This is a genomic window from Bacillus sp. AFS053548, from assembly GCF_002575105.1.
Classification (GTDB): Bacteria; Bacillota; Bacilli; order Bacillales; family Bacillaceae_G; genus Gottfriedia.
Genome location: NZ_NUHI01000026.1, coordinates 1 through 15,155, shown reverse-complemented (window position 1 = coordinate 15,155; position 15,155 = coordinate 1). Strand labels below are relative to the sequence as shown.

General features: G+C 32.6%; 14 protein-coding genes and 1 riboswitch. Of the genes, 11 read left to right on the top strand and 3 right to left on the bottom strand.

Annotated elements, in window-relative coordinates; translation table 11 throughout:
• Positions 1-8: 8 nt before the first annotated feature.
• A riboswitch (SAM riboswitch) is annotated at positions 9-112 on the top strand.
• Between the two features lie 81 nt (positions 113-193).
• Positions 194-1,363, top strand: coding sequence for a trans-sulfuration enzyme family protein (locus tag CN946_RS13580; protein WP_098861613.1), 1,170 nt, complete (start codon positions 194-196; stop codon positions 1,361-1,363).
• 5 nt (positions 1,364-1,368) lie between these two features.
• Complete coding sequence (locus tag CN946_RS13575) at positions 1,369-2,553, top strand: trans-sulfuration enzyme family protein (protein ID WP_098861611.1); 1,185 nt, start codon at positions 1,369-1,371, stop codon at positions 2,551-2,553.
• A 163-nt stretch (positions 2,554-2,716) separates the two neighbouring features.
• Here CN946_RS13575 and CN946_RS13570 read toward each other — a convergent pair whose 3' ends face one another.
• On the bottom strand, positions 2,717-3,139 hold the full coding sequence (locus tag CN946_RS13570) for a hypothetical protein (protein WP_098861609.1): 423 nt from the start codon (positions 3,137-3,139) through the stop codon (positions 2,717-2,719).
• Positions 3,140-3,525: 386 nt separating this feature from the next.
• Here CN946_RS13570 and CN946_RS13565 point away from each other — a divergent pair, with 386 nt between their 5' ends.
• The 5 genes from CN946_RS13565 (at position 3,526) to CN946_RS13545 (ending at position 7,631) form a co-directional block, all read left to right on the top strand.
• A complete protein-coding gene (locus CN946_RS13565) occupies positions 3,526-4,980 on the top strand; it encodes an NAD(P)/FAD-dependent oxidoreductase (RefSeq protein ID WP_098861608.1) in 1,455 nt (484 codons plus the stop codon).
• 395 nt (positions 4,981-5,375) lie between these two features.
• Positions 5,376-5,912: a sugar O-acetyltransferase gene (locus CN946_RS13560; protein WP_098861605.1), complete on the top strand. Its 537-nt coding sequence runs from the start codon at positions 5,376-5,378 to the stop codon at positions 5,910-5,912.
• Positions 5,913-5,955: 43 nt separating this feature from the next.
• Positions 5,956-6,465, top strand: coding sequence for a cysteine hydrolase family protein (locus CN946_RS13555; RefSeq protein WP_098861601.1), 510 nt, complete (start codon positions 5,956-5,958; stop codon positions 6,463-6,465).
• Positions 6,466-6,607: 142 nt separating this feature from the next.
• Positions 6,608-7,078: a hypothetical protein gene (locus CN946_RS13550; protein WP_098861599.1), complete on the top strand. Its 471-nt coding sequence runs from the start codon at positions 6,608-6,610 to the stop codon at positions 7,076-7,078.
• Between the two features lie 130 nt (positions 7,079-7,208).
• A complete protein-coding gene (locus CN946_RS13545) occupies positions 7,209-7,631 on the top strand; it encodes a VOC family protein (RefSeq protein ID WP_098861598.1) in 423 nt (140 codons plus the stop codon).
• 633 nt (positions 7,632-8,264) lie between these two features.
• On the opposite strand, the gene CN946_RS13540 is transcribed toward CN946_RS13545, so the two are convergent.
• Both CN946_RS13540 and CN946_RS13535 read right to left on the bottom strand, forming a co-directional pair.
• Positions 8,265-8,948: a DUF554 domain-containing protein gene (locus CN946_RS13540; protein WP_098861596.1), complete on the bottom strand. Its 684-nt coding sequence runs from the start codon at positions 8,946-8,948 to the stop codon at positions 8,265-8,267.
• Between the two features lie 88 nt (positions 8,949-9,036).
• Positions 9,037-9,849 carry a MerR family transcriptional regulator gene (locus tag CN946_RS13535; RefSeq protein ID WP_098861595.1) on the bottom strand — a complete coding sequence of 271 codons (813 nt, stop codon included), beginning with the start codon at positions 9,847-9,849 and terminating at the stop codon, positions 9,037-9,039.
• Positions 9,850-10,130: 281 nt separating this feature from the next.
• Between CN946_RS13535 and CN946_RS13530 the strand changes: the two genes are divergently transcribed.
• The 4 genes from CN946_RS13530 (at position 10,131) to gerXC (ending at position 14,969) form a co-directional block, all read left to right on the top strand.
• Entirely contained in the window at positions 10,131-10,670 is a 540-nt protein-coding gene (locus CN946_RS13530) for a histidine phosphatase family protein (protein ID WP_098861593.1), read from the top strand.
• 546 nt (positions 10,671-11,216) lie between these two features.
• Complete coding sequence (gene gerXB, locus CN946_RS13525) at positions 11,217-12,311, top strand: spore germination protein GerXB (RefSeq protein ID WP_098861591.1); 1,095 nt, start codon at positions 11,217-11,219, stop codon at positions 12,309-12,311.
• Positions 12,301-13,800, top strand: coding sequence for a spore germination protein GerXA (gerXA, locus tag CN946_RS13520; RefSeq protein WP_286133928.1), 1,500 nt, complete (start codon positions 12,301-12,303; stop codon positions 13,798-13,800). The genes gerXB and gerXA overlap by 11 nt, the downstream gene beginning before the upstream one ends.
• Entirely contained in the window at positions 13,797-14,969 is a 1,173-nt protein-coding gene (gerXC, locus tag CN946_RS13515; RefSeq protein ID WP_098861589.1) for a spore germination protein GerXC, read from the top strand. The genes gerXA and gerXC overlap by 4 nt, the downstream gene beginning before the upstream one ends.
• Positions 14,970-15,155 lie beyond the last annotated feature (186 nt).

Below are 15,155 nucleotides of genomic sequence, written 5' to 3'. Positions count from 1 at the left end.
ATTTAATAATCTTATCAAGAGCGGTGGAGGGACTGGCCCGACGAAACCCGGCAACTCTAGTGAAAACTAGAAAGTGCTAAATCCTGCAGGTGAAAAACCTGGAAGATAAGAGCGATATGTATATTTTGCGGACATAACCACTTCTTATTTTTTAAGAAGTGGTTTTTTAATTGACTAAAATGGGGGATTTATAATGACTAACACAAAAGAGGCTTTAAACACGAATAAAAAATCGATTGAAACAGTAGCTGTACATGGAAGCAAAGGTTATGATCCATTAACTGGTGCGATTAGTTATCCAATTTATCAATCTGCTACATTTAAGCATGCAGGACTTCATCAATCGACTGGATATGATTATGCAAGATTACAAAATCCAACTCGAGAAGAAGTCGAAAATACTGTGGCTAAATTAGAAAGTGCAAATTATGGTGTTGCATTTTCAACAGGTAATGCAGCCGTTACTGCAGTATTAAGCTTATTTAAAAAAGGTGACCACCTAATTGTTTCAGATGATTTATATGGTGGTACATATCGTTTATTCGAAGAAATTTATTCGCCATATGGACTAGAGCATAATTTTGTTGATACGACTGAAATTGAAAATATTCTTGATGCACTTAAACCGAACACAAAAGGAATTTTTATTGAAACACCATCAAATCCAATGATGAAAGTAACAGATTTAAAAAGAGTAGTAGAGATTGCAAAAGAACGAGATATTATTGTGATCGTTGATAATACATTTTTAACACCTTATTTCTTTAGACCAATTGAATTAGGGGCAGATGTTGTTGTTCATAGTGGAACAAAGTATTTAGGTGGCCATAATGATACACTTGCTGGTTTTGTCGTGACAAATTCAGAATATACGAATGAACGAATTCGTTATTATCAAAAATCAACAGGTGCAACATTAGCTCCATTTGACTCTTGGTTAATCCTAAGAGGAATTAAAACATTACATTTACGTATGGAATACAGTCAAAAAAATGCGATTGTACTTGCGAAATTTTTAGAAAATCATCCAAATGTTACTGAAGTGTATTATGTAGGGTTACCATCGCATAAAGGGTATTCAATTATTAAAGAACAAGCAACTGGATTTGGTGCAATGATTTCATTTAAAGTGAAAGATTTAAGTTTGGTTGAACAGGTTCTAGGAACCGTAAAAGTCATTACATTCGCAGAAAGTTTAGGTGGAGTTGAATCATTAATTACGTATCCACATACGCAAACTCATTCAGAAATGCCAGAGGAATTTAAAAGAAAGCTTGGTCTAGATGACCATACACTTCGATTATCTGTTGGTATTGAACATATTGATGATTTATTAAATGACTTAGAAAATGCATTGGGGTGATGAGAATGCAATTTGGAACGAAATTAATTCATAACGGAAATGAAATAGATCAGGCAACAGGCGCATTAAGTATTCCGATTTATCAAACTTCAACATTTCATCAATTTGATATAGAGAATTTTGGTAAGTACGATTATGCAAGAAGTGGAAACCCAACAAGAGAAGCATTAGAAAATACAATTGCAAAATTAGAAAATGGTGTGCGTGGTTTTGCGTTTTCATCTGGGATGGCTGCAATTTCATCAGTATTGTCTTTGTTCTCAGCTGGAGATCATATAGTCATTTGTGAAGATGTGTATGGAGGAACATTTAGAATAGCGACAAAAGTATTAAATCGTTTCGGAATCGATTTTACTTTTGTTGACGCTTCGAATTTACAAGAGATTAAAGCCGGAATAAAGCCTAATACAAAAGGACTTTATTTAGAAACACCGTCAAACCCTCTTTTGAAAATTACTGATTTAAGTAGTGCAATAAAAATTGCAAAAGAAAATGACATACTTGTCATTGTAGATAATAGTTTTTTATCACCTTATTTACAAAGACCATTAGATTTAGGAGCTGATATTGTCGTTCATAGTGCAACAAAATTTATTGCCGGTCATAGCGATGTAATCGGAGGGTTAGCGGTCGTAAATTCGGAAGAACTTGCAAATGATTTATACACGATCCAAAATTCATTCGGTGCTATTTTAGGTCCACAAGACTGTTGGCTAACATTAAGAGGATTAAAGACCTTAAAAGTTCGTATGGATGCATTTGAACAAACTGCATCAAAATTAGCAAACTGGCTTTTAGAACAAGAAGAAGTTGAGGATGTATATTATCCTGGACTAAAAGATCATCCTGGTCATGATGTTCATTTTGAGCAAGCTACTGGAGGAGGAGCAGTCCTTTCATTTACACTAAAAACGATTGAACAAACAACAAGTTTCCTACAATCAGTCGAAAACGTTGCTGTTGCAGTTTCACTAGGTGGAGTTGAAACAATTGTTTCCTATCCTGTAAAGATGTCTCATGCTGCAATACCGCTCGATGTTCGTGAAAGATTAGGCGTTAAAGATACATTAATAAGAGTGTCCGTTGGTCTAGAAGATATTGAAGACTTGATTGCAAGCTTCCAAAAAGCATTAAATGCAGGAGTAGGAGAAAAACAAGAAGTGCAGGGAATAGGGAAAACAATTAATTAAATTGGAGAATCTATCCTAGAAACACGAAAAAATTATAAACTAAAATCCCACAATGGAATTTCTGTGGGATTTATTTATTTTATATTTATTTATTTTGCATTTTGAAGAAGCGTACATTAAATGTGAATTTTTAAGTAGAAAAAATGATTTTATATTTATATGACTATGAAAGGAATATTTCCCCATCGCCAATTTCCTCTTGAATTACCTCAGCTGCACCAATAAGTGCCAATGCGTTCCCAACTAATTGAATTGAATCAGAGAGCACGATTTTTCTTTGTAACTCAAGTAAATTTTTCTTATCTGAAGTGAACAATTGCTTAGAAACATAAAAAGCTACAGATAATTGACCAGCTGTACCAATCCACATTCCTGATATAATATCTCTTTTCCCTTGAAAGATTGGATCTTTGTCAATTGAATATAATTTTGATAATGTAATCGTTTCATATAATTGTGCAACTGCCTTTACCCATGATGCAGCAACAATTTGTTTTTCAAGACTTGCTTGTAAAACGTCATCTTCTATAGGGGTTTTCTGATTTTGGTCTTTCCCTTCCTTTTCCTTGATATTTTCTTCTAGCATCTTTTCCATCTCCAATATAAAATATCTGTTATTTATATAACTATTCAACTTGATGTGATTGTGATTCTATCTAATAGGATATTTTCGTATTCCAATCATTAACTTTTAGTTAATTTAGGATGAAATCAACAAAATTGTTAAATTATAAATAGTCTGATGTCAATTAATTAATATTCAAGTTTGAATTGTCTAATATTGGATAAAAAATGCTAATTGATAGATGGTTATTTCTAATGAAAAGGTTTCACTTTGTTTATAAACGAATGTTTTTTGAAAAAAACACAAAAAATGTTCGTGTTTTTACTTGAAACGCATTCTGATTGATGGTATTCTATTTTAGGTTGATCAAATGAAATAATTTAAACCTTATTTGGAGGTATATATAGATGTATGATGTAATCGTTGTTGGAGCAGGACCTGCTGGAATCTTTACTTGTTATGAATTAACTTTAAAAATGCCTAATGCTAAGGTACTACTTGTTGATAAAGGACATGATATATTCGCAAGACATTGCCCGATTTTACAAAAGAAAATTGAAAAATGTCCGCCTGCTGCAGGTAAAAAAGAATTTTCGGGGTGTTTACCAGCTTGTTCAATTACAAATGGTTTTGGTGGTGCTGGAGCATATTCGGATGGGAAATTTAATATTACAAGCGAATTTGGTGGATGGATGACAGATTACTTATCTGATTCACAAGTAGTAGAATTAATCAAATACGTAGATGAAATTAATTTAGAACATGGCGCGACTGAATCGATTACGGATCCTTTAACAGAAGAAGTTAGAGATATTGAACGTCGTGGTTACGCAGCTGGACTTAAATTATTACGTGCACAAGTTCGTCATTTAGGAACGGAACAAAACTTAGAAATTCTAAAAAGCATTTATGAGTATTTAAAAACGAAAATCGATATGAAGTATAAAACTGAAGTAGAGGACTTAATTACTGAAAAGGTTGAAGGTACTCATATTATAAAGGGAATTAAATTAAAAAAAGGTGAAGAATTACATGCTGAGAAAGTTGTAATTGTACCTGGTCGTGATGGCTCAAAATGGTTAACTGATGTTATGAAAAAACGTCGTTTAAAAATGTCAACGAATCAAGTTGATATTGGTGTTCGTGTTGAGACTTCAAACGTAGTAATGGAAGAGATTAACAAGCACTTATACGAAGGAAAATTTGTATTTAATACTAGCGTGGGTACAAAAGTCAGAACATTCTGTAGTAATCCGTCTGGACACGTAGTAGTTGAAAATCATTCAGGAATTATGACTGCTAATGGTCATGCTTATAAAGACCCTAAATTAGGAAGTCCAAACACAAACTTTGCCTTATTAGTATCGCATCAATTCGCAGAACCATTTGATAAACCAAATGAATATGCGCACGAGGTTTCACGCCTTGCAAACATGCTTTCACACGGTGGAGTAATCGTACAAAAATACGGAGATATTTTAAAAGGTCGCCGTTCAACTGAAAAACGTATTAAAGAAGGCTTTTTAGAACCAACTTTAAAAGAAGCAGTACCAGGTGACTTAGGATTAGTTTTACCATATAACACAATGAAAAGTTTAATTGAAATGGTAGAAGCTTTAAACCATGTAACTCCAGGTATCGCTGCAGAACATACACTTTTCTACGGGGTAGAAGCAAAATTCTATTCGGCTCGACCAAAGCTAAATGAACGCTTTGAAAGTGAAATCTCTGGATTATATCTAGGTGGAGATGGAGCAGGAGTTACTCGTGGTTTAGCTCAAGCAAGCGCATGTGGCGTATGGATCGCCCGTGATATCATTACAAAAATCGGAAACAAAGAAAAAGAATTAGTTACAATTTAATACTTAATAAAACAAACCTCTATTGCATTGGATAGCATTAGAGGTTTGTTTTATTACACTAAAGCTTTGATAATTATTTTGGAATTTGGAATTAACGAGACTTTTTTGAAGAGGTATAATTTAAATAAAAACTAAAAGGTTGAGATATCTTGAAATTAAAAGCTAAATATAAAACCTGTATTCGTATCTATAAACTGCTTATTGAACAAAAAAGTATTAGAAAATGCGGTGATTTTGAGTGGAAGGAAATAAGATTTTACCAATTTAAAAAGAGTATGTAAATCGCGATAAAACAAATTGTTGGATTGATTGAATTTGGTTGAGAAAGAAGGTTTAGCAGATTTTAGATTGAAGTGATTTATAGAAAAAACTACATATGAGTAAGGAGTCTTAAAATGGAAGCCAAAGAGAAAATTTATTATCAGCGTGGTACAGAAGAATTAAAAATGAAAAATATACGTGCCCATAAACTTGTTCAAGAGTTTAATAATATAAATGTGGAATCGTTCGAAAGAAAAGAAGAAATATTGAAAGAGCTGTTTGGCTCAATAGGCGTAAATCCAAGTATTGAGCATAATTTTCATTGTGATTTAGGTTTTAACATACATGTAGGTGATCATTTTTATGCAGGTTATAATTGTACAATCTTAGATATGGCAGAAGTGAAAATAGGAAATAACTGTATGATTGGTCCGAATGTAGGGATCTATACGGCTGGGCATTCGATTGAACCAAAGAATCGAAATAAGAGCGGATACGCGATTCCAATCCATATTGGAGACGATGTGTGGATTGGAGGTAGTTGTACTATTTTACCAGGCATTACAATTGGAGATAACTCAATTGTAGCTGCAGGTTCTGTAGTTACGAAAGATGTTCCTTCTAATACTATAGTGGCTGGTAACCCTGCGAAAGTTATTAAAAGTATATAAAATGAAATTTGAATACAATACAAATATAAATGAGGTGAAAACCATGGTTACTTGTGCAGATGTTTTAATTGTTATCGATTTGCAAAATGGTGTATGTTACAGCGGTGAGCATTTATTTGAATTACAAAATTTAATCAGTAAAGTAAATAAAAGAATTTCATTATACAGAGAATTAAGTAAACCAATTATTTTTATTCAACATTGTGATGAAGAATTAGTACCTGGAGAAGAACTTTGGGCTATTAATGTTAATCTAGATGTTCGAGAACAAGATTTTTTCATAAATAAAATACATGCAAATTCTTTTTTCAAAACAAACTTAAAAAATCTTTTAGATCAATTAGCAGTACATAGAATAGAATTTTGCGGCGCCCAAACTGAATATTGTATGGATGCTACAATTAAATTTGCACATGGATTAGGTTACGAAAACTTCATGGTAAACGGAGCAACCTCTACATTAAATAATCCATTTATGTCTGCAAAAGAGACAATTGATTTTTATGAAAAAATGTGGAACCATAGATTTTTAAATTTTATAGAAGAAACTTAAAATAGAGGGAAAATAAAAGGGATACCTTAGCTAAAAATTAACTACTCCAGATTAAAGTGGCAGATGAGAAATACTCTCTAGGACTATTTAAAAATCTAGTGAATATAATTTAGTAGATTTGAATAGAAGTGGGGGGATATAAATGAAAAGAGTTGCATTTTGCATCTTCTGTTTCTTTTTGTTGTTTTTATCTAATGTCTCAACCTCAAATGCAACATCGCGCTATTTTGATCAAATAGATAAGAATAATCGTAAGGAAGTTAATTATTATGTTAAGAAATCAACGGTGATTGTCGAACAAAAAGAATTTAGTTTAACAAATAAGGAGAAAAACACAAACGAAAATGTAGTGGCTATTGCTGCAAAATACGATACTGTAAGAGATCGTTTCTTTAAAACAGCGAATTATGATACGTATTTACTGGATGAAAAAACAGGAGAAATACTAGATCCAGGAAAATTTGTTTCATCGAAAATATTTGATGGATTCATAAATCAACATAAAAATGATGGAGAAAATGATTTTAGATGGAAAAATTCATTAATCGTTTTGGCATTAATATTTATTACAATCATAATCATACCAATTTTTGCTTCTAAATTAAATGAATAATGCGAAGGCTGTTTCGGCAGTCTTTTTATTATGCTAAATAGATGATTAGTTGAAGAAGGTATATTATTAGATTGAAATATAGTTCAACTAGTAGTACTTTTAATAGAAAACATGTTAGGAGAAGAAGAAAATGATCCAGTCAATCGTTCATATTGCATTAGTCGTAAAAGATTATGATGAAGCTATTGAGTTTTATACGAAGAAACTTCATTTTAATTTAATTGAAGATACATATCAGCCTGAACAAGATAAGAGATGGGTAGTTGTAAGTCCACCTGGTTCTTCTGGAACGACTATTCTACTTGTAAAGGCATCGAAACAAGAGCAAGAGCCATTCATTGGCAATCAAGCTGGTGGTCGAGTTTTTCTATTTTTAGGAACGGATGATTTCTGGAGAGATTATGACGAGATGATATCAAAAGGAATTGAGTTTGTAAGAGTACCGAAAGTAGAAGATTATGGTACAGTTGCGGTATTTAAGGATTTATACGGAAATTTATGGGACTTAATACAATTCAGTGACGATCATCCGCTTGCAAAAAGAATAAAATAAAATAAAAACTAAAAAATTGTCGATTTAATAAAAAGTTTGAATAAACAGATAATTATTCATTACAAAAATAATCTCAATTGATATAATTATTTTACATAAGATTTTAGGCTTTATGAATATGTCTAATTATTATTTTACGGAAAAAAAGGATTTAAATAATATAACGGTTTACACCTTCAGTTTGTTCCTTCTTAAGAACAAAGATGGTATTAAGCCTGTTTAGGAGGCTGAGACTGGTAAAGTTATTATATACAATGTGAATTTATTTTGAGCGAATGAAGCACTTTTATAGAATTATTTAGACTGGGATTGTTAAATGTGGAGAATGATTGAATGTTAATGGTACTTGTAGGAATTGGCTGTGTTGCATTTATTATCATTTGCGGTTGGATAATTAAAAAGCTGGATAAATAAGATATTAACTTCAGTTTTTGATAATAAACTTATTTATAGACAGATAAATACATAAAGAGTAATTGGAGTTTAAATTAACTCCAATTTTTTTGTTTCGGGATACTTTCATAATAATTTTATTATTTGCTCTGTTTAATTTAAATGTTGATTTTTATATAGTGATTAGGGGAACCTTCATTTTGTGAGGTTCCCTAATCTCCTTAACTAATTTCCCAAACATTATAAATGGAATAAATGCATAAATAAAAATACAATAGGAGGAATCAGTAATGATGGTAGAAGATTTAAAGTATTACACTTCTTAATCCCCAATATACTTAGACCTGACGCTATAATTAATATACCACCTACAATCGTCACTTCATTAAGAAGATCATTGTTTAAGGAATTCTTCATTAGTATTGCAATTAAATAGATGGATCCCTGCCATGTAAATAAAGCGATGCCAGCAAAAATAATTCCGATCCCAAAAGTGGATGCTAAAACAATCGAAGTAATGCCATCCAACGTACCATTTGCAAGGAGGTACGTATAATCCCCCTTTAAGGCTGCTTCTACTGGTCCTAAAATCGATAGTGTTCCAATACAAAATAATAAAATAGCGGTTGATAATCCTTCAGCCAAATTACCTTTAGAATATTTATTAACTAAACTATTAAATCTTGATTCCAACCTGAGCTTTTGCCCGATTAATCCACCTATGGCTAAACTTACAATAAAAAGCACTGGATATTTGCTGGAAGGCAAATGTTGTACTAGTGAGTTTATCCCTAATCCTAAAGCTACTAATCCCATCGCCTGCATAAGGATTTCATGATATTCTTCTTTTATCCCTTTTTTAAAGATGCTTCCAATCAAGCTCCCGACTATAATCATCAATGTGTTAAAAATCGTGCCATACATAATTCAATTTCTCCTTTTATTAATAGTATATTAATAAAAAATAAACCCTCTAGTAACTAGAGAGTCAAGTGTGTTTTTATCATTAAGTTTACTCGTAAGGTAATAAAATTTCCGTGACATGCTTTTCTTCATCGTTGGTAAAGCCATAATCAATAAGTGTAATTTCAAACGAATCGTCTAACAGCTCATAATTGTGTTTTTTCAAATAGGTCAACAATTTCTTATAATAACCAACAGCATCAATGTGTGTACCTTTAAATCGAACTCTCAAATAGTCTCTTGATGGAATAAGAATGGAGGTTGGAGGTATCTGATCACCATCTTCAAGTATCATGAAAATACTAGAATATTTATCAAAAACATTATTTTTCAGATTAGTAGCTGAGATCGAGATTCCGATTTTCCCTAAAAAAATTTCCTCATTAATTCCAAAACTGTTCCTTAATTCTGTAATAGGTAATTCAATATCATCGCCTATAACGTAATCATGGCGTAAATATGCTACATGCATTTCGGGAAGTCTTATTTCGGATATTTTATCTAAAGGTGTATTAACAGCATCTTCAATTTGCAATAGACGACGTGATATTTTAGTTTCAATAATCTCCAATTCTTTCTTTTTTTGAGCAACTTCATCTTTTTGTTTTTTTAACATTTCAACGAGACCATCAATTTCTCGATAATTAAAAAAATCTATAATTTCGTTTATTGGTAAATCTAAAGCCCTCAAATATTTGATTGAATTCAACCTTTCAAACTGCTGTGTTGAATAATATCTATAGTTGGTCTTTTTATCGATAAATTCCGGACGTAAGAGACCAATCTGATCATAATACCTAAGAGTCGCAATTTTGACTTGGAATAATTTTGATACTTCACCAATTGTAAAATACTCTTTCATTTCTTAAAAACTCCCCTATTTGCCATGAAAATGATATTCCTTATAATCAAAAATTCTTTAATTTAAATAACCTCAAACTTTTGATAAATGTAATTACTTTCCCGAAGGATTGTTGTAATTAAAATAATACATTCAATTCAGATTGTCATCAATTAATAAAAACTGTTCATTATTGAAATAGAATTCAAATATCAAAATTAGGAAGGTTAATGATAATATAAGAAAAAAGAGAGGAAATTAGTAAAAATTCAATCAATTAATGAAAAGTAGGAGCAGATGAAATGGATAAAGAGATTTATTTAATTAGACACTGTGAAGCAGAAGGACAGCCATTTGAAGCAAATTTAACGAAGCGAGGTTTAATACAGGCTAAGCAATTGAGTGATTTTTTCTCAAAGATTAAAATTGATCAAATTGTTTCAAGCCCATTTTTACGTGCAATTCAATCGATTGAACCGACAAGTAATGAAAAGAAAATAGCTATTGTTCCCGATGAGCGACTGTCTGAACGTAAACTAAGCTCGATTGATTTACCTGACTGGCTTGAAAAATTAAAAGCAACTTTTGAAGATTTGGAATTGAAATTCGATGGCGGTGAATCAAGTCAAGAAGCCACTAATCGTGCAATAAGCGTAATAGATGAAATCATCAAAAGTGAAAATCAAATTACAATCGTTGTAACCCATGGGAATTTGATGTCTTTAATTATAAAACAGTTTAACAAAGAATTTGGTTTTGAGAATTGGAAAAGTTTAAGCAATCCTGATATTTATCTTTTGAAGTTTAAAAATAATGAGTTTGATTATGAACGTTTGTGGTAAGTTGAAAAAGAAAGTTGGTACCAATAATACTTTAATTCTCCTAAGCAAACAAAATTATAAATGCTACTACCTGCTTTGATAAGGCATGTGATCTAATTAAGCATGAGAAAATTCCTTACGATAAACAATATATAGAAATAATTGCAAGTTATGTAAAAGCTAATAGAAAAGAAGATGCTATTAAATTGGTAGAAGAATTGATGGATAGACAATCTTATAATAAAAAATTCAAAAGATTACAACCTATGAGAGATAAATTACTGATGAAATTTCATGGTTACTTATAAAAAATTATTTGTTTATGCTATTGCAACTTAAGCATGCTGCGAAAGTTAAAGATCACGAGTCATAAAATTGGCTCGTTTTTTATTGAATAAACTGGCAGGATAGTTTCTGAGGTGTATTAATGATAAATGAAAGAACCACATACTAATTAAGTAGATTTTGATATAGATAATTACGTAGGAGGGTGACTTCAAAAATAATAAAAATATTCCAGAAGGATATACTATCTTGGTAACGAATTTGCTTTCTGGAGGAATGTACATGAAAAACCAAACTATCAACTTGCTTCAAATGTCATTTATCCTAATTGGTAGTACTGGACTTATTAACCATGTGATTATCATTCCTATGGTTTTGGACGTTTCGGGCCGTGATTCTTGGATTACCATTTTGTTCTCAAGCATTTCTTTACTATTCTTGATACCGATTCTCTACTTTATCCAGAAACGTATGAACGGAGTACAGTTATTTCTATGGCTTAAGGGGAATTTCGGGAGATATATTACATATCCATTAATGGCTTTGATCATCCTATACCTATTTTCCTCGGGTGTCGTCCTATTAAAGGAAACGTTAACCTTTTTATCGTTTTATCTCCCGATGACACCTAGAGTATTATTAGGTGCTACTTTTTCTATTATCTGTTTTTACAATGCAAAGCACGGAATTCAATCCATAGGCTTAACCGCGGGTATCCTTCTCCCAATTGTCATTCTTTTAGGTTTTTTTGTCATGACTGCGAATTTTCCGCATAAAGACTACTCTTTATTAAAACCATATATAGAATACGGTACTACTCCAGTTATAAAAGGGATGATATATCCAATATCAGGATTTGTAGAGGTTGCTTTTATCCTATTTTTTCATCATCACTTAAATGAAAAAATAAAGTATACTACTTTGATTTGGATTGGAATCACTTTTGTAATCCTTACCCTTGGACCAACGATCGGGGCCATCACAGAGTTTGGTCCATTCGTGGCTGCTAAACAGCGATACCCTGCCTTTGAAGAATGGAGGCTGGTATCAATTGGTCGTTATATTGAACATCTCGACTTTTTATCAGTTTATCAATGGTTTGTTGGAGCTTTCATCCGTTTGTCTCTTCTTACTTTTTTAGTCTCAGATATTCTTAATGTTACAAATAAGAAGGTAAATAGTGGAGTAAAACTTTTTTTCCTAGGGTGGGTCACTTTGATATCCATTTTGTCCATTAATGATACTTCTTTTTATTTGTTTTTATCCCTTCAATTTTTACCGGGTACTCTTGTATTTATACTCTTGATTTTTGTACTTTTAGCCATCCTCTCTATGTTTGTGAATAAAGAGAATGGAGGTAACACCAATGAAGCGTAATAATCAACCTGATCAAGATCAGATGAAGGTCAAGTGGGATGAAGAAATTTTAAGGGGCTGGTTTGAAGGATCGTACGATGTCATTTTCCAAAAACAACAAATCGACAGTGGCAAACGTTATTTTTCGATTTTATCTTTATATTGTCAAAGTCTCATTGACATAAAAGAATTAAGAAAAACAATAATGCCTCATCTTCATGAAGTATTGGAAAATGGATTTACCGGTGATGCAAAGGATTTGGAGTCAAAACTTGATTTCCCTATCACTTTCGTTAAATCAGACTTTTCACAGGAAGATCTCGCCCAAAAAATTTTTGAAGGAGAAGTTCTCTTTTTCCTCACTGCATCCAGGCTGGTTTTTTCCATCAAACTAGCGATGCTACCAGCAAGATCAGTAGAATCACCTAGTACGGAAGTGACTCTAAGAGGGGGAAGGGACGGGTTTGTAGAAGAGATTCAAACCAATATTGGATTAATACGAAAAAGATTGAAAACATGCTCCCTTAGTTATGAAGAATTTGTTATTGGAACTAGAAGTAAAACCAGGGTTGCTGTTCTTTATTTGAAAGATGTTATTTCACAAGATGTTTTAGAAGAAGTACGATCCAAATTAAATAATATTAAAGTCGATGGCATTGTTTCATCTGATCAGATTGAAGAACTTATTACAGAACGGCCTTTTAGTCTCTTCCCTTTATTAGAATATACGGGACGACCCGATTATGCTGTAAATTGCCTACTTTATGGACGTTTCGTTTTATTAGTGGAAGGCTCACCGACTGCATCGATTGGACCTGTTACTCTAGTGTTTTTCGTGAATAATGCTGAGGACCAGCATTCGTCAGCCCCTTCCGCAAGCTTGGGAAGAGTACTGAGGATTTTTAGCTTAATTATAGCTGTTTTTCTACCGGGATTTTGGATTGCTTTAGTCGCTTATCATCCGGATCAAATACCCTACACATTGTTGGCAACACTGGCTTTGTCAAGAGAGGGAGTTCCATTCCCTACTACATTAGAGGGATTCTTGATGATTTTTTTATTTGAGTTACTAAGAGAGGCAGGTCTTAGAATTCCTACTACTGTAGGTCAAACGTTATCCGTAGTAGGTGGGTTAATTATTGGGCAAGCTGCCATCAGCGCAGGATTGGCTTCTCCGGGTATTGTCGTAATGATGGCTATTTCTGTGGTTTCGACATTTACTTTGATTAACCAGTCGCTTTCAGGAACATTAAGTATTCTTCGATATTTTGTCTATCTACTATCAAGCTTACTCGGAATAACTGGGCTTATATTTTCTGTTTTTATTATTTGTGTTCATCTTGTGAATTTACGCTCTTTCGGGGTTCCATTTATGGCCCCCTACTCCCCATTTGTACCAACTAGTTTGATTCCGGCAACAATCCGAATTCATTTTAAAAATATGATAAGGAGACCGAAAGAGATTCATACGAACGATAGCACGAAAAAAAAGAGTGAGGAAAAAAGATGAGGAAAAAATTTTTTCAAAAAAAACTTCTTATACTATTTCCATCTATTTTTCTGTTAACCGGCTGTTGGGACACAAGAGAAGTAGAGCATGTATGGTACATGAATTCCTTAGGAGTTGACTTTAAAAATAATCAATACGTGCTCTATCCTCAATTTATCAATTTTTCCACTTTTGCAAAACAAGAAACTACTATGCGGACACCTCAGCCAATTTTTATTGGAAAAGGAACAGGGGAGATTTTAGACCATTCAGCGTTCGATTTTTATAAAACGACTCAACAAAGGGTATCTTGGGAGCACATAAATACAGTCGTATTCTCTGAGAATGTATTAAAAAATGGAGATATGCGACAAATTGATGAATTTTTTGCTCGTTTCTTTCAGTTTAGGAATACGATGTGGGTATTTGGAACGAAGGAACCAATCGAGGATGTTTTGGCAACTGGAACCATCTTAAATCTCTCACCCCTTTATACGGTTAGGGATATCCCAAATGAAATGACAAAAAACTATTCTCTTTTTAGTCCTTTGATATTTTATAAATTTCGCGCTTATTTTTATGAGCCTGCGATGACCACACAAATCCCATTCTTATCGATTTCAAAAAAATGGAAATCAGACAAAAATGATTTCCCTTTATTAAAATATAGCGGGTCGGCTTTTGTAGCTTCAAAGCGCTACAAAGGGTATTTGTCTGAGAAAGACTTATCAGGTTTAAAATGGACGGGCAAGACTTTCACCCGAGCACCGATCCTATTAAAAAAAGATGGGGAGCCCGTTACAGAAATCGTATTTAAAAAACCAAAAATCAAAACAGTAGCCTACATAAAGAACAACAAACCGCATTTTCGAATGAAGATTCGCATAAAAGGAGATATTTTTCAGATTGTAAAATATTTGCCTATGAAAACCGTAAAACAAATAGCTGAAAAAACATTGAAAGAGGAAGTTGAGGAAACCTATAAAAATGGGATGAATAACGGAATTGATGTTTATCAGCTTTCACAAATACTTTATCGAAATAATTTAAAAGACTGGAAAAAATTTGAAAAAAACGGAGCTATCTCACTTTCGCCGTCATCCTTAGATGTTGAGGTAAAGGTGCAAATCTTGACAAGCGGCCAATGGAAGTCCACCAATTTACAGAAGCCATACTCACGAGAACCATAATTATGCAAATTAATTTGATACTTTTATCCATTTAATGAAAACCGAATAAGAAATTTAAACTACCATGAAAGAACGATTGTAACTTTCATTCAATGTTGTGAATCATAGATTCATGGTTGGCTAACGCATACTTTACTTGAAAAACAAGATCGACATAAAAGTCGATTTTTTTATGTGTGCCCAGCA

What these genes read in the sequence shown, in the direction of transcription:
- CN946_RS13580 (WP_098861613.1), top strand. Translation starts at nt 194, where the DNA reads ATGACTAACACAAAAGAGGCTTTAAACACGAATAAAAAATCGATTGAA.
- CN946_RS13575 (WP_098861611.1), top strand. Translation starts at nt 1,369, where the DNA reads ATGCAATTTGGAACGAAATTAATTCATAACGGAAATGAAATAGATCAG.
- CN946_RS13570 (WP_098861609.1), bottom strand. Translation starts at nt 3,139, where the DNA reads ATGCTAGAAGAAAATATCAAGGAAAAGGAAGGGAAAGACCAAAATCAG.
- CN946_RS13565 (WP_098861608.1), top strand. Translation starts at nt 3,526, where the DNA reads ATGTATGATGTAATCGTTGTTGGAGCAGGACCTGCTGGAATCTTTACT.
- CN946_RS13560 (WP_098861605.1), top strand. Translation starts at nt 5,376, where the DNA reads ATGGAAGCCAAAGAGAAAATTTATTATCAGCGTGGTACAGAAGAATTA.
- CN946_RS13555 (WP_098861601.1), top strand. Translation starts at nt 5,956, where the DNA reads ATGGTTACTTGTGCAGATGTTTTAATTGTTATCGATTTGCAAAATGGT.
- CN946_RS13550 (WP_098861599.1), top strand. Translation starts at nt 6,608, where the DNA reads ATGAAAAGAGTTGCATTTTGCATCTTCTGTTTCTTTTTGTTGTTTTTA.
- CN946_RS13545 (WP_098861598.1), top strand. Translation starts at nt 7,209, where the DNA reads ATGATCCAGTCAATCGTTCATATTGCATTAGTCGTAAAAGATTATGAT.
- CN946_RS13540 (WP_098861596.1), bottom strand. Translation starts at nt 8,948, where the DNA reads ATGTATGGCACGATTTTTAACACATTGATGATTATAGTCGGGAGCTTG.
- CN946_RS13535 (WP_098861595.1), bottom strand. Translation starts at nt 9,849, where the DNA reads ATGAAAGAGTATTTTACAATTGGTGAAGTATCAAAATTATTCCAAGTC.
- CN946_RS13530 (WP_098861593.1), top strand. Translation starts at nt 10,131, where the DNA reads ATGGATAAAGAGATTTATTTAATTAGACACTGTGAAGCAGAAGGACAG.
- gerXB (WP_098861591.1), top strand. Translation starts at nt 11,217, where the DNA reads ATGAAAAACCAAACTATCAACTTGCTTCAAATGTCATTTATCCTAATT.
- gerXA (WP_286133928.1), top strand. Translation starts at nt 12,301, where the DNA reads ATGAAGCGTAATAATCAACCTGATCAAGATCAGATGAAGGTCAAGTGG.
- gerXC (WP_098861589.1), top strand. Translation starts at nt 13,797, where the DNA reads ATGAGGAAAAAATTTTTTCAAAAAAAACTTCTTATACTATTTCCATCT.